This window comes from Enterococcus sp. 7E2_DIV0204 (assembly GCF_002140855.1).
Classification (GTDB): domain Bacteria; phylum Bacillota; class Bacilli; order Lactobacillales; family Enterococcaceae; genus Enterococcus_L; species Enterococcus_L lemimoniae.
Genome location: NZ_NGKY01000001.1, coordinates 2,347,605 through 2,368,009 on the forward strand (window position 1 = coordinate 2,347,605; position 20,405 = coordinate 2,368,009).

General features: G+C 36.5%; 13 protein-coding genes. 9 read left to right on the forward strand and 4 right to left on the reverse strand.

Annotated features, from left to right (window positions below; all coding sequences use genetic code 11):
• Positions 1–474 precede the first annotated feature (474 nt).
• The 7 genes from A5819_RS10965 (at position 475) to A5819_RS10995 (ending at position 10,685) form a co-directional block, all read left to right on the forward strand.
• On the forward strand, positions 475–1,683 hold the full coding sequence (locus A5819_RS10965; RefSeq protein WP_086278830.1) for an alanine--glyoxylate aminotransferase family protein: 1,209 nt from the start codon (positions 475–477) through the stop codon (positions 1,681–1,683).
• 212 nt (positions 1,684–1,895) lie between these two features.
• Positions 1,896–3,176 carry an MFS transporter gene (locus A5819_RS10970; RefSeq protein WP_086278831.1) on the forward strand — a complete coding sequence of 427 codons (1,281 nt, stop codon included), beginning with the start codon at positions 1,896–1,898 and terminating at the stop codon, positions 3,174–3,176.
• A 73-nt stretch (positions 3,177–3,249) separates the two neighbouring features.
• Entirely contained in the window at positions 3,250–4,470 is a 1,221-nt protein-coding gene (locus tag A5819_RS10975) for a dicarboxylate/amino acid:cation symporter (protein ID WP_086278832.1), read from the forward strand.
• A gap of 179 nt (positions 4,471–4,649) precedes the next feature.
• Positions 4,650–6,110: a putative allantoin permease gene (locus A5819_RS10980; RefSeq protein ID WP_086278833.1), complete on the forward strand. Its 1,461-nt coding sequence runs from the start codon at positions 4,650–4,652 to the stop codon at positions 6,108–6,110.
• Between the two features lie 257 nt (positions 6,111–6,367).
• Positions 6,368–7,735: an allantoinase AllB gene (allB, locus tag A5819_RS10985; protein WP_086278834.1), complete on the forward strand. Its 1,368-nt coding sequence runs from the start codon at positions 6,368–6,370 to the stop codon at positions 7,733–7,735.
• 131 nt (positions 7,736–7,866) lie between these two features.
• Entirely contained in the window at positions 7,867–9,111 is a 1,245-nt protein-coding gene (locus A5819_RS10990; protein ID WP_086278835.1) for an MFS transporter, read from the forward strand.
• Between the two features lie 242 nt (positions 9,112–9,353).
• The gene (locus A5819_RS10995; RefSeq protein ID WP_086278836.1) at positions 9,354–10,685 is read left to right on the forward strand and encodes a hypothetical protein; all 1,332 of its coding nucleotides are present in this window, start codon (positions 9,354–9,356) and stop codon (positions 10,683–10,685) included.
• 368 nt (positions 10,686–11,053) lie between these two features.
• Here A5819_RS10995 and A5819_RS11000 read toward each other — a convergent pair whose 3' ends face one another.
• The 4 genes from A5819_RS11000 to A5819_RS11015 form a co-directional block, all read right to left on the reverse strand.
• Positions 11,054–11,830 carry an SDR family NAD(P)-dependent oxidoreductase gene (locus A5819_RS11000; protein WP_086278837.1) on the reverse strand — a complete coding sequence of 259 codons (777 nt, stop codon included), beginning with the start codon at positions 11,828–11,830 and terminating at the stop codon, positions 11,054–11,056.
• A 210-nt stretch (positions 11,831–12,040) separates the two neighbouring features.
• Positions 12,041–13,957 carry a fructose-specific PTS transporter subunit EIIC gene (locus A5819_RS11005; protein ID WP_086278838.1) on the reverse strand — a complete coding sequence of 639 codons (1,917 nt, stop codon included), beginning with the start codon at positions 13,955–13,957 and terminating at the stop codon, positions 12,041–12,043.
• A 225-nt stretch (positions 13,958–14,182) separates the two neighbouring features.
• On the reverse strand, positions 14,183–15,097 hold the full coding sequence (gene pfkB / locus A5819_RS11010; RefSeq protein WP_086278839.1) for a 1-phosphofructokinase: 915 nt from the start codon (positions 15,095–15,097) through the stop codon (positions 14,183–14,185).
• The gene (locus tag A5819_RS11015; protein ID WP_086278840.1) at positions 15,094–15,846 is read right to left on the reverse strand and encodes a DeoR/GlpR family DNA-binding transcription regulator; all 753 of its coding nucleotides are present in this window, start codon (positions 15,844–15,846) and stop codon (positions 15,094–15,096) included. Before A5819_RS11015 ends, pfkB begins: the two co-directional genes overlap by 4 nt.
• A 185-nt stretch (positions 15,847–16,031) precedes the next feature.
• On the opposite strand from A5819_RS11015, the gene A5819_RS11020 reads away from it, so the two are divergent.
• Both A5819_RS11020 and pcrA read left to right on the forward strand, forming a co-directional pair.
• Complete coding sequence (locus A5819_RS11020) at positions 16,032–17,525, forward strand: alpha-amylase (protein WP_086278841.1); 1,494 nt, start codon at positions 16,032–16,034, stop codon at positions 17,523–17,525.
• 618 nt (positions 17,526–18,143) lie between these two features.
• Positions 18,144–20,384 carry a DNA helicase PcrA gene (gene pcrA / locus A5819_RS11025; RefSeq protein ID WP_086279676.1) on the forward strand — a complete coding sequence of 747 codons (2,241 nt, stop codon included), beginning with the start codon at positions 18,144–18,146 and terminating at the stop codon, positions 20,382–20,384.
• The last annotated feature ends 21 nt before the right edge of the window (positions 20,385–20,405 follow it).

Below are 20,405 nucleotides of genomic sequence, written 5' to 3' on the forward strand. Positions count from 1 at the left end.
CACCGACAGAAAAATAGGAAAATATGAGGGTGGCGCTTTTTGCCACAATCAGATTTTATCTTTTTTCCGAGAGGCAAGCCCATGTAGCTAGATAACATTTAAAGCTGAAAGAGTTCGTTCAGTCTTGACAGGAAAATAGGAAAAAATACCTGAGATGCTTTTTACCTTATCTATTTTTTTATCTTTTTCCCAAAAGGCTAGCTCTTGAAGCTAGATAATAAATTATTGTAATATGTATCCTAATCAAGTTACACTAATCATTTCAGTGTGATGCTTGGGCGTAAAAATAATCAAGATTACTAATTTAGATAGCTGTATTTCTCATCATATCTCCTATTCTAAATGATAGCGTATGCAGATTCAAGAAGGGTTTGTACATAATAACCGAATATTCATATTTTTTATTCAAAAGTGACAATGACTTTTTCAGATATAAGGGTAGGATGGAACTAAAACGGAAAAGAGGGAATCGTTATGTTTTCAGAAATATCAGTACCAAGTAGAACTATTATGACGCCAGGACCTGTTGAGGCTCATCCTGTAGCATTGAGAGCAATGTCTGCTTCAATTTTAGGTCAATTTGATCCAGCCTTTTTACAAATTATGGATGAAGTAAAAGAAATGATCAAAATTCCTTTCGGGACAAAAAATAAACAAGCTTTTGCTGTCGATGGAACATCTCGTTCTGGCTTAGAAGCTGCTTTGATTGCCTTGATTGAACCTGGTGATAAAGTTTTGATTCCAGTCTATGGTCGTTTTGCTTATCTTTTGGGAGAAATCTGTGAGCGTGCACAAGCTGAAATTCATTATCTTGAAAAAGAATGGGATGCGCCATTTGAACAAGAAACAGTCATTGAGGAAATCAAAAAATTTCAACCAAAAATCGTTGCTATGGTCCATGGTGAAACTGCTAATGGACAAATGCAAGCAATGAAAAAAATTGGGCAACATTGTCAAGCTAACGATATTTTCTTCGTTGTAGATATGGTTGCAACATATGGTGGTGTGCCACTTGAAGTCGATGCTTGGGGCGTAGATATCGCGATTGCAGGAACACAAAAATGTGTGAGTGTACCATCAGGTTTATCATTGATTACTTATAATGACCGAGTAGAAAAAGTGTTAACAAGTCGTTATCAAAAAGAATTGGGTTTAAGTAAAGATATCCGTAACGCAAATCACATCAGCAGTAATTATCTTGATTTAAGCCAGTTACAGCGTTATTGGAGTGAAGAGCGAATCAATCATCATACAGAAGCTACAAGCATGATCTACGGTCTGCATGAGGGCTTACGCATGATGATCAAAGAAGGTATGGACAATGTTTATGCTCGCCATGCTCAAAATGATCAAGCGATCGTTGCTGGGATAAAAGCAATGGGCTTAGGTTTTTATGGAGATCTATCAACTAAGATGCCAACTGTTACGCCAATTATGATTCCAGATGGAATTGATGGCGAACAAGTCCGAGCATTAATGTTAGACGAATTTGGCGTAGAAATTGCCTCTTCTTTTGGTGCGCTTCAAGGAAAAGTCTGGCGTATTGGCAATATGGGTTACAGTAGTAGAAAATCAAATGTACTGCATGTATTATCAGCTTTGGAAGGTGCACTTAATTATTATGGTGCCCAAATCAACAAAGGTGAAGCTGTCAAAGCGGCATTAAATATCTATAAAAAATAGAATTGATGTTAAATTGTTTGTGTGAAAGAACAAGTGATTGTTCGCTTTGCACAAACTTTTTGACAAGTTTGTGAAAAATAATGATGCGTGAAAGTTTGCTACCGCTTACAATTATTAGTGAATAAGAAGTTATTCTTTTATAAGTTTGAAGTGAAATTGCACAAACATTTTTATTATCAGACATATAAAAAATAACATATGGAGGAAAAGACATGGATGCAAAAAGTAAGGGTTCAGGAATGGATTATTGGAAAAAAATTGTTATTTTGTTATGTGCTGGTTGGGTAACGATCTGGGTTTATCGTTCAGCTTTATCACCTGCATATCCGCAGATTAATGCATCATTAGGCGGAAATATCACGGATACAGCGTTAGGCTTTATCTCTACTTGTTACTTTTTTGGATATGTAGCAATGCAGATTCCAGCAGGTTTTTTAGTAGATAAAATTGGGAAGAAAAAAGTATTGATTCCAGGTTTTATTGTTTTTGGATTAGCCGCTTTATTGATTTCTCAAGCAACAAGTATTTCAATGATTTATATCGGAAGTGTTTTAGCTGGTTTAGGTTGTGGATCATTTTATGGTTCGGCGTATTCTCTAACATCTCAAAATATTCCTAAAGAAAAAAGAAGTTTCTCTACTGCTATCGTGAATAGTGGATCAGCCGTTGGTTCAGGTTTAGGGTTGATTTTATCAAGTTTCTTAGTTGTTCAGTTACAATTCCCATGGCAAACAATGATGTATATTTCGGTAGCATTGATTGTTGTAATGTTAATCGCATTTGTAGCAATTATTCGTAATAATAAAGAAGATGCTGAATTTTTAGCACAATCAGAAGTTGCAGAAGCAGAAGCAGAAGCGGCAGCTGTTGCGAAAGACGCTCCAGTTGTAGAAAAAGAACATGTATCAGTTAAAAAATTATTTGCACCAAAAATGTTATTCGCTTATATTTTATACTTTGCAACATGTTACGGCTATTATATGACAGTTACTTGGTTACCAAACTTCTTGGGTACTGAAAGAGGGTTTGAAGGTGCAGCAATTGGTTTCTCTGCATCATTGGTTGCATTTGCTTCAATTCCAGGAGCGTTGTTCTTTAGTCGTTTAGCAGATAAATATATGCATAAAAAAGTTCAATTTATCGTGATTTTAGAACTTCTAGCTGCAGCAATGTTATTGTTTACAGTTCAAGCAACTAATTCAACATTTTTATTGATTAGCTTGATCATGTATGGATTTTTAGGAAAACTTGCAGTGGAGCCAATCATTATTTCATGGCTTGGCGAAAATGCGCCTAAAGTTGGAATTGGTACAACACTTGGTGTATTCAACTTCTTCGGAATGATGTCTTCAGTTATCGCTCCAACATTAACAGGATCGATTTCAGATGCTACTGGTTCAAAAGTAATGGGCTTCTATATTTCAGTTATTCTATTAGTGGTTGGAACCATTTTATTCTTGTTAGCGAATCTTAACAAAAAACAAAAAGCTTAATAAAGGCTAGATTTCTAATAACTTGTGATTATATAAATCATCCAATGATATCTTAAAAGTGAGGAAACCAGTCATGAAAAAAATTCGTAACATGAGTATGACCAATCAGGTAATGTTAGCCACTATATTAGGCGTCCTAGTGGGAATCATTTTCCAAGATAAAGTTGAATCATTTAAAGTCATAGGAGATTTATTCTTACGACTGATTCAGATGTCTGTAGTCGTATTGATTATGGGGGCAGTCATCGAAGCAGTCGGAAGTTTAGAAGCAAAAGAACTTGGAAAAATCGGCTTAAAAGTTTTTGTATGGTTTATGGGTTCAACTATTTTAGCTGCTATTATCGGTGTTGTGTTTGGTTTATTGATTCAACCGGGTAAAGGGTTAGAAACTTCTGGCATTGAAATGGGGGCGATAAGTGCCAGCACAGAGAGTTTACAAGAAATCATCATTGATTTTATCCCTAAAAATATTATTGAAGCTATGGCACAAGCCAATATGATCCAAGTTATCATCTTTTCGTTATTATTTGGTTTAGCGTTAAGCTTGATCAAAGACAAAGATAAAAACTCGATTTTACTAGATATTGTGTCAGCGTTTAATAACGTGATCTTGAAAATGGTAACATTGATCATGAAACTTGCACCAATCGGTATATTTTGCCTAATTGCTCCTGTTATAGGGACTATCGGTACAGGTGTCTTACTAACATTAATGAAATTTTTACTAACACTTGCAATCAGCGCCTTACTATTTTTAGTCGTTTGGTTATTGATAACTGCTTTGTACTGTAAAGTAAGTGTAAAAAAACTAGCTCAAAATATGTGGAGAATGTCCATTGTTGCATTTACTACGACTTCTTCAGCTATTACGTTACCGATTCAGATAGAAGATGGCCGTGATAAATTGGGCATCAGCGATCGGATTTCAAAATTGGTGATGCCACTGGGAATGACTTTAAACAGTAATGGCTTAGCAATGTTTTTATCGCTAGCAATCGTAACATTTGCCCAGTTTTACAATATTCAGATGGGTGTTGGCGAGTTGGTCAAAGCCGTTTTGTTATCAACATTAGCTTGTTTAGGGACAGTTGTTGTGCCTGGCGGTGGTTTAGTAGCACTTGCGACAGTTATGCCTATGCTGGGTTTACCAACAGAAAGTATTGCATTATTGGCGGGAATCGATTGGTTTTCTGGGATGTTCAGAACCTTACTGAATGTTGATGCAGATACAACCGTAGCATTAATAGTTGCAGCTGATGAAAAAGAGTTAAATTATGATGTGTTTAATTCATAAATATTAATAATAATGGAATAAACCCTTGAAAATTGGATTTACTTGCTAATTTTCAAGGGTTATTTTATAGTAAAAATTATTTTAGTCAAGTTTTTCTTTAGGATTTTTTAAGATAGGCTTACTATTATTTAGCGAAAAAAATTTTTCGTAATAAAAACATTTAAAAAGGAGGCGAATTAATGGAAAACCAAGATTATCAAATCACGGAAGAAGAGCTTCAACGTTATCGAGAGCGTGGCTATAATGAAGATCTACTTCCCAAGTCGTTATCAAAGAGAATGATGGGGAAATTGAATTATTTTACCTTATGGATGGGATCCGTTCATAATATCCCCAACTACACAGCGGTCGGAGGATTTTTATTTTTAGGCCTTTCTCCTATCAACATTATGCTGGCTTTGATAATCAGTGCGTTAGCTGTTGCTTTATTTATGACATTTAATGGTCGAGCAGGATCAAAGTATGGCATTCCTTTTGCTATTCATTTACGGTCAACTTATGGAGATGTTGGAGCGAAGCTTCCAGGATTTCTTAGAGGTTGTGTGGCAGCAATCGCTTGGTTTGGCTTACAGAATTATACAGGTTCGTTGGCGTTGTTGATTTTGATTGGTAAAATTTGGCCGGGATTTTTGACTCTTGGAGGAGACACGGTGATCTTAGGGATTTCGGTTCCTGGATTGATTGCTTTCACGTTATTTTGGGTTGTCAATATGCTGATTGGTTTTGGCGGGGGGAAGATTCTTAATAAGTTTACAGCAATTTTAAGTCCGCTGATCTATATTGTTTTTGGTGGCATGGCTATTTGGGCGATTGGTGCGGTCGGCGGACTTGGTCCAATTTTATCTTATGATGTTGCCGGTGCAGCCCATAATATTTCGCCAGTATTTGTCTATCTGATGATCATCAATTCTGTTTTAGCTGTTTGGGCAGCACCAGGGGCTAGCGTTTCAGATTTTACTCAAAATGCAAAATCAACCAAAGATCAAACAATCGGTCAAACAGCTAGTTTTTTAGTTGGTTATGGTATCTTTGCTTTTTCAAGTGTAGTGATTTTGATCGGTGGATCAATTCGTTATGGTATTCAAGAATGGAATATTCTAAATATCGTTGACCGTTGGGATAATTCATTTGCAATTATTGTAGCAATGCTAGTATTCTTATTAACGACTGTCTCTACTAATGCTACTGGAAATATTATTCCAGCTGCCTATCAGCTGTGTGCCTTATTCCCTAAGAAAATTGATTATAAAAAAGGGGTCTTACTCGCTAGTGTGATTAGTTTTCTAATTATGCCGTGGAAATTGATGGAAAATGCAGCAAGTATCTTTATCTTCTTGAATACGATTGGTGCTGTTTTAGGACCAGTTGCAGGAGTAATGATTGCAAATTACTATTTTGTTCAAAAACAAAAGATCGACTTGAATCAGTTATATATGGATCCAAAGGCAGATAATAGTCAAAATAGTTATAAGGGTCTGAATAAACCTGCTTATGTAGCAACTATTGTGGCTTTAGTGATCTGTTTAAGTGGTAATTTTATCCCAGCATTGAAAATAATTTCTGATATTTCTTGGATCTCAGGTTTTGTATCAGCTTTTGTTTTATATTTGCTATTAAGAAAATTCTTTGATAAAAAATAATAGTTGTGCGGGTTACGCTTTTGCCAATCTGAAAAAGACAAAATATGCTCGTGACAAAAAGCGTCGCAATCGTATTTTCCTATTTTTCTACGAGCCTAATCGAGCCTATTCAGCTTTTAATAGTATCTAGCTGCACAAATCAATCCTTAGGAAAATAGATAAATTAATAGTGAAACAAAGAACGTTTCAATGTTAATTTCCTAATTTTTTAGAGGATTAACCGATTTGTTCCGCTTTTAAATTTAGGAGGAAAGTATATGAGTTATGATCTAATAATCAAAAATGGTTTAGTTATTCTGGAGTCGGGAGAAGTTAAAACAGATGTTGCCGTAAAAGATGGGTTGATTGCAGCGATTGGGAGTGATCTTGGAGAAGCGGATAAGGTCATTGATGCGGTAGGCTTAGTGGTCAGTCCTGGTATGGTGGATGCTCATGTGCATATTACCGATCCTGGTGGTGGTTATCGTGATCAATGGGAAGGGTATATTACAGGAACCGCTTCTTGTGCCAAAGGTGGGGTTACCTCATTTATGGAAATGCCTTTAAACCAAGTGCCAGCAACAGTTGATGGTGAGTCTTTGGAAATTAAATATAATACTGGTAAAGGAAAACTGAAATCGGATGTTGGCTCATTTGGCGGGGTAGTGCCCTTTAATTTAAAAGGCGGAATTCAAGAGCTAGATGCTGGTGGCGTAGCAGCTTATAAGTGTTTTATGGCTACTTGTGGTGATCGTAGCATTGATGGAGATTTTATGAATGTTGATGATTACTCTCTTTATGAAGGGATGAAACAAGTTGCTAAAACAGGTAAAGTTTTGGCGATTCATGCTGAAAATGCAGCCATTACCGATAAATTAGGTGAAATTGCGTATAAAAATGGTGAAACAACACTGAAAGCTTATGTAGCCAGTCGTCCAGTCTTTACAGAAGTAGAACCAATTCGTCGAGCCATTTTATTTGCCAAAGAAACGGGATGTCGTATTCATATTTGTCATATTGCTTGTCCAGAAGGTGTAGAGGAAGTAACCAAGGCTAGAGAAGCAGGTGTTGATGTTACGTGTGAAACTTGTACGCACTATTTATATTTTGATACAGATGAGTTGGATGCAATTGGACCAGTTGTTAAATGTTCACCACCGATCCGTGATAAAGAAAATCAAAATGGTATGTGGAAAAAAGTTTTAACTGGAGAAATCGATTTTGTAACATCTGATCATTCTCCATGTACGCCTGATTTAAAAGATAAAGCGAATGCTTTTGAAGCATGGGGCGGTATTTCTGGTGTTCAAAATAATGTCGATGTTCTTTTTGACGAAGGGGTTCAAAAAAGAGGGATGTCATTAAAACAATTTGCGGATATTATTGCGACGAACCCAGCTGATCGCTATGATCTGGATCAAAAAGGTCGGATCAGTATAGGGAAAGATGCTGATTTTGTGTTGATCAAACCAAATGCTCCTTATACACTAAAAGCTGAGGATTTGGAATATCGTAATAAAATTAGTCCTTATATTGGGCGTGAAATTGGTGCTCAAGTTGTTCAAACAGTTCTAAGAGGTCATGTTATCTATTCGCAAGAATCAGGAGTGGCTACTGATTTTGTGGGTGCCTTTATCAAGAAATAATTAAGTTAATAGCGTGGTTGGGAAGATCAGACATAAAAATAATTATTTTTATTGTCTGATTTTTCTTATTTTAGAGGGGAAATAGAAATGCAGCTTAGTTAGTGATTGAACCTTAAAAAGGAGAACAAATTATGGATGAACTTAAAGGTAGTAATAGACGAACGCCTTATTGGAAGCAAATTATCTATATATTAACGATCGGTTGGATCGTTATCTGGATCTATCGAACAATATTGACCCCTATTTATCCAATCATTAGTGAGTATTTTGGTGGTGCAACGGATGCACAGCTAGGACACATTTCAAGTTTTTATTTTTTAGGTTATGTTTGTATGCAAATACCATCAGGGTTGCTTGTAGATAGGTTAGGGAAGAAGCAGATATTGATTCCTGGTTTCTTATTGTTTGGACTTGGTGCGGTGATTGTTGGTTTGGCTCAAAATATTGGGGTCGTGTTTATTGGAAGTATTCTTGCAGGTTTAGGGTGTGGTACATACTATGGAGTAGCTTATTCATTGACCGCAGAATATGTACCGGTTTCTAAAAGAAGCTTATCGACTGCAATCGTCAATAGCGGAACTGCGATTGGTAGCGGTCTAGGGCTAATTTCTTCCAGTTATTTGGTTGGAACAGGAATATTGCCATGGCAAGCCTTGATTTTTGCTACAATCGTATTGATTTTAATGGCTGTCGTCATGTTTTTACGTTATATTCATTTAGAAAAACCGAAAAAGGGATCAAGTGTTAGTAAGTATTCCGAAAAGAAAAAGCACGTTTCAATTAAGGCGTTGTTTAAACCTCGAATGATTTCAGCCTATATTTTATATTTTTCAACGTTATACACATATTATCTGATCGATACATGGTTGCCCAATTTTTTAGAAACCGAAAAAGGATTTTCTGGAACATCAGTGGGCTTGGCTTCCTCGCTAGTATTTTTTACTGCTATACCTGGTGCATTGATTTTTAGCCGGATTGCAGATGGAATTCCCATGAAAAAGGTACAATTGATTATCGTACTTGAGATTTTAGCTGCTAGTGTGTTGTTTCTGACTGTCACGACAACGAATCAAATGATTTTAGTAATTGGCATTATGGCATACGGTTTTTTTGGAAAGTTAGCGGTCGAACCGATCATTATTTCTTGGCTAGGAGAATCAGCACCTAAAGGCAGCGTTGCAACAATGTATGGAGTGTTTAACTTTTTTGGAATGTCCGCTTCAGTAATTGTTCCGTCGTTAACAGGGAAAATTTCAGATATCACTGGCTCAAAACTCTACGCGTTTTATTTGGCAATTGCAATTATCGGTATCGGGACACTCTTGTTTTATATAATTAATCGCATTGTGGATCAAAAAAGCAAACAAATAAATTGAAATGGCTAAATAAAAAGATACCTTATCTCTTTCAAATTATTGAGATTTGTAAGAAATAAGGTGTTTTTTTAGGCTTGGCTGAAATCATTATTTTTATACTATTTTTAGTAAAATTAATTTTTTAAATGGACTTTCTTTGACAATAACTCTAAAAATCCTCTCTTTTATAATTTCATAAGTATATTAGATGAAGTCTCTTTTTTTTTTCGTTATACTTAACGCAAGGAATGAGGTGGAGCAAAATGAAAAAAACAAAGAAAATCTATATGGTTATGACTCGGGTGAATGTTTCATTAACTGAATTGAAACAAGATGTTTTTGATTGGTTGAGTTTATTACGAATAGTAACGACTCCTGAAACCTATCGTTTTGGGGATGAAGAAGTGCGGCAATTTAGCCTACAAGCTATCACATGTCAAATTCAACATCTTACCGAAGATGAAAATCTATGGATCAAAGTAGACGCTCAAAGTGGCGAATTTCAGCTCCATGTCTCAAAATTAACGCTTCGAGAACAAACAATTTTAGCTGGTAATACTTTTTCAGCTTATCAAACAATGATTGAGGATTATTATGATACTCGAATGGTTAAAAATGGCATGTATGGATATATTCGTTCGTTAGATGAATATTTATATAATAATGTTGAAAATATTGAAAAAAGAACCTTTGAAACAGGTAGTGAAATCAAACAATTGCCGAAACGATATGATCAGAAAAAAGTAGTGATCATTGATTGTAATCAGCTAGCGGGTTACGATGTTTATTTCAAAGGGTTGTGTTTGACCTCTTGTTGGAAGATGTATTATTCAAGTCTATATACTCAAATTATTCCTAAACCGATTTTTATGGAAGTACAACAAGTTCAGACAGTTGAAGAGTTGGGAAGCCAAGTCATCAAGATAACCTTATTCAATGATCCATTCAATTGGGAGTTACCAGTCAATCAAAAATACCAACGCTTATTTAGAGATCAGATGGGCTATGATCAATTGGCCTGGAATAACGGGACCGGGGTCCTAAGACCACCGTTTATCGAGTATGCTTTTGTTGAAGAGGTTATTCAAACAGTACAATATCAAAATAGTTACTATCAACCAGTTGAGAAAAAAAATGCCACATATTTTGTCACAAGAAGCTATGACAATAGGCGGCAAAAATATGTAGTGAATCGTACGAAAGGAATCTTAAATGCGCAAGCTTACTTTCCTTGGATCGATGAAAAGAGCCGTAAGATGATGAATTATCGGGTATTGGATCCTAAGATGGCCATTGACGATGGCCTTTCGGCATATGAATTTTATATTCGTCAATTTCTGGAAATTAATGTGTTGGATAAAAAATATGACGATTTTGTCTCAGTCTTACGTTTTTATTTACCAAAAGAAGCGATTCAACAGCTTCCGTTAGAGTCTTTGTGGGATAAATTGTTTGATGTGAATATCAGTAATTTAAAGCAGAAGGAATCTTCTACAAGATTTGATTTGGAAAAAGCGAAGAATCATTTGCGTGTTGTATTTCTAGATTCTAGTTATTTGGAGACGATCAATCAGACGATCGATATTAGTGAATAGGAAAAGTGGAAGTTGTAATAAAAATAAGTTAAATCCGGCGATCGATTTACAAAGAAGGGTGTGGGACAAAAGTAAAAAGCACTTTTGTTTCACACCCTAAATGCGAATAAACGGTGGGAGCAAACGGTCCTCTATGCTTCGAGGATCGGAGTGAAACGAGAACCGTAGATGCAGAAGCAACCACTACGCTACGCTTCGATCACATCAAACTCTAAGTGCTAAAGCACTAAGATTTGAAGGCTTCGGAAATAAGCTGAAATTCACAAAAATTTGAAGAGCAATTTTCGTGAATTCCCTCTTATTTCTCGGGGTTAAACACTCCTGTCCTAACCTCTTTTGAATTGCTGAAACAGCCTTTAGATAATAGTTTATAAAGCAACTCTATCTCCATTGATCACAAGTTCTGCACCTGTAACAAAACTAGCTTCATCGCAAGCTAGATAAATGATTCCGTTAGCGATATCTTCTGATTTTCCTAGATAAGGAAATTGGACACTTTTTTTGTAGTATGGACTGATAGTTGGAAAGGTTGTTTCTATCAAAGGTGTTTCGATCGTACCTGGACAAATTGAATTTATCCGAATATTATGCTTAGCATATTCAAATGTAGCATCAAGCGATAGCGAACGGATCACATCTTTGGCTGCAACATAAGGATTGCTGTCTGGAAGACCGACTAAACCTTGAAGGGATGAAACATTGATGATCGATCCGCCGTTATTTTTTATCATAAGAGGAATCACTTCTTTTAAACCATATGTAAGACTATTTAAGTCGATTTCTTGAATTTTTTTCCAGTCTTTTACGGATAGATCCAAAATTATTTTGGGTGAAGAAATACCAGCATTATTAACTAAAATATCGATTTTACCATATTTTTTTATGGTTTCAGCGATAACTTTGCGCCAACTAAGGATTGAACGAACATCGTGTTTAAAGGCTGTTGCAATACCACCTGTTTCGATGATAGTAGAAATAATAGTGGCCATTTTCTCCACATGTTTGCCTGTACAAACAACGATTGCTCCTTCTTTGGCCGCTAATTTAGCTGTTGCAGCACCGAGACTGCTTTGTCCATCTGTGATCAACATTACTTTACCTGATAGTCTATTCATAATAAAAAAACCGCTATAATGAATACTCATTATAGTTATCCTTTCTAAGTATTCTAAACAATGATCATCTTACTAGTGAAATAATCTAATGTGTAAAGAATGCGCATTTCTTAAGTATAAGTTTAATATAGATATTTTTTTTAAGCGAATGATACAAACCCAAAATAGTATTTTTTATAAAAAGAAGCCTCCAAAGTAACAGAAGGGAAGAGTCTGTTACTTTGGAGACAGTCATTTTACTTATTGTGGAACTGGTTTTTTCAAGATACCTAAAACAAGAGCAGAGACAACTGCGCCAATTGCAATAAATACTAAATATAAAAGTGGATGACTCAATAAAAGAGCTACAAAGATACCACCATGAGGAGCTAATAAGCGGATACCGAATCCACCAACTAATCCGCCAGCTAAGGCTGATCCAACAACAAAACTTGGAATCGTCCGTAAAGGATCAGCAGCTGCAAAAGGAATTGCCCCTTCAGTAACGAATGACAAGCCCATCACCAAGTTTGTTAATCCTGCATCTTTTTGATCTTTCGTAAATTTATTTTTAAAGATCAATGTTGCAATGAAAATAGCTAATGGAGGAACCATACCACCGGCCATAACAGAAGCCATAATAATACTGCCACCTTCTGTAACCGTTGCAGCGATTGAAGCAGTACCGAATACGTAAGCTGCTTTATTGATTGGACCACCTAAGTCGATTGCCATCATACCACCAAGTAAAGCCCCTAAAAGTGCTGCGTTTGTACCATCTAAACCTAATAAGAAATTATTCAATCCATCGTTGATGACTTTCATTGGAATATTGATCAAAAGCATCAGACCGCCAGTGATCAACAAACCAAAGACTGGATAAAATAAAATCGTTTTGATGCCGTCTAGTGACTTAGGTAATCCTTTGAGTACTTTCTTCAAGAAAATAATGACATAACCTGCTAGGAAACCACCAACTAAAGCACCTAAGAAACCAGCTCCACCAGTATTAGCTAAAGCACCAGCAGCAAAACCAACGACAAGTCCTGGTCGATCAGCAATACTTGAAGCGATAAATCCAGCTAAGACTGGTAACATGAAGCCAAAAGCAGCACCGCCAATTTGATTAAACCAAGAAGCCGCTTCATTATAATTACCAAGCATACTTAGTTGATCTTGAGGAACACCAATAAATTGATCGATCATAAATGAGAGTGCAATCGCGATTCCGCCACCAATTACAAAAGGTAACATATGTGATACACCGTTCATCAAGTCTTTATAAATTCTAGAACCAATCGATCCTTCTGCTGAGTCATCTGCTTCGTTGGAATCAGATTCAGAGCTATGGAAAATAGGTGCTGAACCGTTTGTTGCGATCGTGATCAGTTCTTCTGTTTTACGAATACCGTCGCTCACCGGACGATTGACAAGTTCTTTACCATCAAAGCGATTCATTTCTACTTTTTTATCGGCTGCAACGATCACACCATCAGCTCGGGCAATGTCTTCAGCTGTTAAACGGTTTTTGATTCCTTCAGAACCATTTGTTTCTACTTTGATCTCAACGCCCATTTCTTTGGCTTTTTTCTTCAACGCATCTTCGGCCATATACGTATGCGCAATTCCAGTTGGACAAGCAGTAACTGCTACAACAAATTTACGATCTGAATCGTCTGCGTTTGACTGTTCTTGCTGTTCTTGTTTTTCTTCAGCTTCTTTTGCTTCTTCGGCTGATTGAAACAAGTTTTGGACTGCGTCAGGTGTTTTCGTTTCTTTTAATTGTGCGACAAAATCTGGATCGATTAATAATCGAGACAAAGCAGCTAAGGCTTGAAGATGAGTGTCGTTAGCGCCTTCTGGAGCTGCAATCATAAAGAATAAATAAGTTGGCTGACCATCTAACGCTTCATAATCTACCCCTTTATTACTTTTGGCAAATAGGACAGTTGCTTCTTTAACCGCGCTATTTTTAGCATGTGGCATGGCGATTCCGTCACCAAGACCCGTTGAAGTCTGCGCTTCTCTAGCTAAAATGCCTTCTTTATACGTTTCAATATCTGAAATACGTCCGCCATCATACATTTTTTGAACCATTTCATCGATTGCACCTTTTTTATCGGTCGCTTGCAAATCCATGATCATTACGTCTTTGACTAATAAGTCTTTAATGTTCATTACTTTTCCTCCTAATTTTAAAAGCTCAGCGGGCTCGTCCAGCTCTGACAGAAAAATAGGAAAATATGAGGGTGGCGCTCTTTGCCACAATCAGATTTTATCTTTTTTTCCGAGGAACTAGCCCGCGTAGCTAGATAGTTTTAAAAGCTGAAAGGCTAGCTCTTGAAGCTAGATATGGTAACAACGTTTCGTTTCGCTACACCTTGTACTTTTTAACCGACAAATCTATCTGATTTTTTCGATGTTAACTTCTGAAATCAACTCATTGATCAGATCGGCAGAAGCTAAATCATCTGAAAATGCAGTCGCACTACCACAAGCAACACCCCATTTAAATGCTTCAATAGAATCATTATGTTTTGCAAAGCTTCCCACAAAACCTGCGATCATAGAATCTCCAGCACCAACTGAATTTTTCAAAGGTCGCTTCAACACATTTGAGCGATAGGTACCATCGTTAGTAAATAACAAAGCACCATCCCCAGCCATTGAGATGATCACATGTTGAGCGCCATCTTCCAATAAACGTTCACCAAATGGTAAAATATCCGCCATCGTTTGAAATTCAACATCAAACAATTCAGCTAATTCATGGTTATTTGGTTTGATTAATAAAGGCTTTTGAGGTAGTGCATTGAGTAAATCTTTACCTGTTGTGTCAATGACAAATTCAGCCTGTTTATCTTTGATGATTTGTATTAATTCTTCATAAAAACCGTCACGCAAGGTTGCAGGTGTGCTACCAGATAAAACAACAATATCACCTGCAGAAATCATGCTTAATGATTGTTTTAGTTCTTGCATTTCTTCGTTGCAGATTGCAGGACCTAAACCGTTGATTTCTGTTTCTGTTTCAGATTTCAATTTGATATTGATTCGTGTATCTTCAAGAACCGATGTAAATTTTGTTGTAATTTTTTCTTTCGCTAGCCAGTCAGAAATGAATGTCCCGGTAAAACCACCTAAAAATCCTAGCGCTGTTGATTCTGCTTGGATTCGTTTCAAAATCCTAGAAACATTGATGCCTTTTCCACCAGGTAATTTTAAGTCATTGGTCATCCGGTTTAGTTCGCCTAATTTTAGCTCTTCAACATGAACAATATAGTCTATTGAAGGATTTAAAGTGACTGTATAAATCATTGTGGTGCCTCCTTGATTGTTGTTTTTTTCTGGAATTGTTCTAGTAACTCAGGGGAGCAATGGTTAGTAAGCAAGATCACCTTATCAAGGTTCGTTACTTTTGTGAAAGTGACTTTGTTTAATTTTGTCTGATCGATTAAAATATAGGCTTCATCTGCTTGTTCAATCGCTAAGCGTTTTAAGGCAGCCTCTTCAGGATCAGGTGTTGTCAAACCAAATTCAAGATGAGCACCGTTCATTCCCATGAATGCTTTATTAAAACGAAAATGACTAAGTTGTTCCATGCCAACTGCTCCAATGATCGCTTTTGTAGAAAGTTTTAGTGAGCCGCCTAAGATAATAGTCTTGATATTCAAATCCCCCAGTTTTGCGGCGTGATGAACAGAATTTGTCACAACAGTGATATCTTTTCCAACTAAAAATGGGAGCATTTCTAAAGTGGTAGATCCTGCATCCAGATAAATAACATCGCCGTCATGTACAAATGTAGCCGCTAGTGAAGCGATTTTTTGTTTCTCTTGCGTGTTTTTGGTTGATTTTTCAATCATATCTTGTTCAAAGCCTAAATTTAAAATACGTTTAGCACCGCCATGAACTCGTTCTAATAATCCAGCATTTCCTAATTCTTGTAAATCACGTCTAATCGTTGATTCTGATGCGTTTAAAAGAGTAGACAATTCATGTGATTTCACAACGGATTGTTGATCTAATAAACGTAAAATTGCTTGATGTCTTTCTTCTGTAAGCATTTTCACACCTCTTTTCACTGATTATAATAGCATATTCAAATTGATGATGCAATTAAAAACGGTCAAAAACATTCATTTTTAGTTAAAAACGTTCAAAATTGGTGCTTATTATTTAGGATTCTATCATTTGACAAAGATGTTTGATCTTTGGCTTAATGAAGGTAGGGAAAATCGGAGGGATCAATATGAAGAATCGTACAATATTGCAAGGATTTGAATGGTATTTGCCAGCCGACGGCAAACATTGGCAACGACTGACTGAATCAGCTGAGAAATTACATAAAATTGGAATCAATTGTGTTTGGTTACCTCCAGCTTATAAAGGAGCCAATGGGATAGAAGATGTTGGCTATGCGCCTTATGATTTGTATGATTTAGGAGAATTTGATCAAAAAGGAACGATTACCACAAAATATGGTACAAAAAGTGAGTATTTAGAATGTGTACAAGCTTTAAAAAGAGCCGGAATGGAAGTCTACGGTGATATTGTCTTTGACCATTTTATGGGAGCAGATGAGGAAGAAACTGTGTCTGCAATAAAATATCGACCAGATAATCGAACTATTCCGACAAGTGATGAGGAAGAAATTTCAGCTTGGACAAAATTTACTTTTCCTGGAAGAAACCATCAATACAATGATTACATTTGGACGTGGAGAAATTTTTCTGGAGTTGATTATGATGATCGGCGGCAGGATCATGGTATTTTCAACTTTAGTGGCAAAGGTTGGGAGCCAGAAGTGGATCATGAAAATGGTAACTATGATTATCTGATGGGCTGTAATTTGGATATGGAATACCCTGAAACAGTCCAACAGTTAGACAAGTGGGGACAATGGTATCAACGTTTGACAGATATTGATGGTTATCGTTTAGATGCGGTCAAACATATTCGATTCAACTATTTTGTAGATTGGTTATTAAATAGAAAAAAAGAAAAAGGAAAAGAACTATTTGTAGTTGGTGAGTATTGGCATGGAAATTTTGAAAAATTGACGAACTATATTGATAGCTCTGGAACTTTGATTTCCTTGTTTGATGTTCCATTACATTATCGTTTGTATGAGGCAGCGAATTCAGATGGTCGCTTTGATATGCGGAATATCTTTGCAGGAACATTGGCAAAAGAACGTTCAGAATGGGCTGTGACATTTGTAGATAATCATGATACACAACAAGGACAAAGTTTAGAATCATGGATCGCGGGTTGGTTTAAAGTTCACGCTTATGCACTGATTTTGTTACGAAAAGCTGGAACTCCAGTTGTTTTTTGGGGAGATCTATTTGGAATTCCAACTCAAAACGTGAATCCAGTAGGAAAAAATTTGGAACTATTGTTAAAAATTCGGGAAAACCTAGCTTATGGTAGCGAAATGGACTACTTTGATGACCCCGATGTGGTCGGTTGGATAAGAACAGAGACGTTTGACCGAGAAAAATCTGGTTATGCTGTTGTCATGACCAACGCACTGGCTGGGGCAAAAAATATGACGATTAGTGCGGTCCATGCTGGGAAAACCTTTGTTGATATCTTGGGTAACAATTCAACAAAAGTAATGTTGGATGAAACGGGTAGCGGAACGTTTCCTGTAAATGATGGGGCAATTTCTGTCTATGTAAATGAAGAAATTGTAGAAAAATTAAATAAAGGAGTTACAGATATCTTTGCTGAAAAATGATTAGTGCGTGACTTTTATTGATAGGGTATTTATACTAAATGTAATAGATAAAAGGTTGAAGGCTGTAATTTTGGTGCGACCCTCAAGTGCACATGAAAATACTGGGGGATTCGCACTAACTTTTGAGGAAAATTAGGAGTAAAGACCTTGTTTTTCTCATTGAATTCACATTTTATTGAATGGTTAGTGTGGAGAAGTAGTAAAAGTGTAATGTTTTTATTGCTTTTTCACGGTTTCACTCTTTATTGAGTGAGTGGATTGAAATTCATGAACGAAGACAAAAATCATTTCTATGATTTTTGTCTTCGTTTTTTATATTTGACGTATGTTCAAACTTGTTATCATGAAACCAATGACTAAAATAAATTGTTGTAGAAAAATAGCAGGTTGATCAAAAGAAAAGGTTGTCCTATAAAGCAGTAACATTATTGAAGAATTTTCCTGCTATCGTCTAGCTTTACAGATTAAACCTTTCGGTAATAACCTAAAAAAATTCATGGTGGTAAGCGCCAATAAATTTTTTTATATGTTATTACTCAAGGTTTGGTCAATCTGTTCAGCTTTTGTGTTTTTTTTGGTATAATGTATAAGATTGAAAAAAGAGAGAGGACGTTGATGATGGCACAAGAAAACGCCTTGATCCAAGGTATGAACCCGAGACAAAAAGAAGCCGTTCTACATACTGAAGGGCCTTTATTAGTGATGGCGGGAGCAGGCAGTGGGAAAACGAGAGTTTTAACACATCGTATTGCCTACTTAATTGAAGAAAAAGATGTGAATCCCTGGAATATTTTAGCCATCACTTTTACCAATAAAGCCGCAAAAGAAATGCGAGAGCGGGTTGGTAAGTTACTAGAAGTTGGCGGAAACGATGTTTGGGTTTCCACATTCCACTCAATGTGCGTGCGGATATTACGTAGAGATGTCGATCATATTGGCTATAATCGGAATTTCACGATCATTGATACTTCTGAACAGCGCACATTGATGAAACGAATTTTAAACGAACTGAATATTGATGTGAAAAAATATGATCCTCGCTCGATTTTAGGGACGATTAGCAATGCTAAAAATGAGTTGCAGACACCCGCAAAAGTAGAGGAGTTACAAGGGACACCTTACGAAGAAGTAGTGGCAAAATGTTATAAAATGTATCAAAAAGAGTTAAGAAATAATCAGTGTATGGATTTTGATGATTTGATTATGAATACGATTCGGTTATTTAATGAACATCCAGATTCATTAAACTATTATCAAAATAAATTCCACTATATCCATGTTGATGAATACCAAGATACCAACCATGCGCAGTATACTTTAGTCAATATGCTGGCTGCACGCTTTAAAAATCTATGTGTTGTGGGAGATGCGGACCAAAGTATTTATGGTTGGCGTGGAGCAGACATGCAGAATATTTTGGATTTTGAAAAAGATTATCCAGATGCTTCTGTGATCACCCTGGAACAAAATTATCGTTCAACCAAAAAAATCCTTGATGCAGCCAACAATGTTATTAAAAATAACCGTAATCGTCGCGATAAACAATTATGGACGGAAAATACAGATGGTGAAAAAATTGTCTATTATCGTGGAGATAATGAGCGGGATGAAACGCAATTTATCGTAGGGCAAATTCAAAAAGAAATGCGCGAAAGAGACCGTATTTATGGTGATTTTGCTGTATTGTATCGTACTAATGCTCAATCACGAGTAATGGAAGAAATGCTGTTGAAATCAAATATCCCTTATACGATGGTGGGCGGCCATAAATTCTACGATCGGAAAGAAATCAAAGATATCTTGGGCTACTTGAATATTATTTCCAACCCGATGGATTCTCTAAGCTTTGAACGGGTAGTCAACGAACCAAAACGAGGAATCGGTAAAAGTTCAGTTGAAAAATTAAGAAGTTTTGCTCAGATGCATGATTGGTCCTTACTAGAAGCTTCACAAAATGTCGATCTAGCGAATATTTCAGGAAAAGCTGGTAAAGAACTAGGTAGTTTTGGCATGATGATCCAAGACTTGACGCAAATGATTCCTTATTTAACAATTACGGAATTAGTAAAAGAAGTCTTAGAACGTAGTGGATATCGCGAAGAATTAGTCAGACAAAATAATTTGGAATCCCAAGCTCGTTTAGAAAACTTGGATGAATTTTTAACCGTTACCCAAGAATTTGATAAACGTTATGAACGTCAAGACGAAGAAGAGCCAGATGCACCAGAAGAAAAATTAGCTGTCTTCCTAAATGATTTAGCACTTGTTTCTGATTTGGATAATCTAGAAGAAAGTACCTCTCAAGTAACCTTGATGACGCTTCATGCAGCTAAAGGACTTGAGTTTCCAGTTGTCTTTTTGATTGGACTAGAAGAAGGGGTCTTCCCGTTGTCTCGTGCGATGCTGGAAGAAAGTGAGTTAGAAGAAGAACGTCGTTTAGCCTATGTAGGAATTACTAGAGCTGAGGAAACGCTATTTATCACCAATGCATTCTCTAGAACCTTATACGGCAAAACACAATATAATCGTCCGAGTCGTTTCCTAGACGAAATTGACGAAGAATTATTAGACTTACAAGGGTCGATTGCAGCACCAAAAGCACCAGCTAGAACGTTTGAACCTAAAGTGTTTAAACCAGCTTATGCTCAGCCAACTAAGCAGCCAGTAACAGATAAAGTTGCAAGTGGCGGAGAATCAATGGCCTGGCAAGCAGGAGATAAAGTCAAACACAAAGCATGGGGGACGGGTACGGTAGTTCGCGTTGGCGGCACTGCTAAAGACTTGGAATTAGATGTTGCGTTCCCGGAAAAAGGTATTAAACGCTTATTAGCAGCATTTGCTCCGATTGAAAAAATATAAAATACGAGCGAGCTCTTTCAA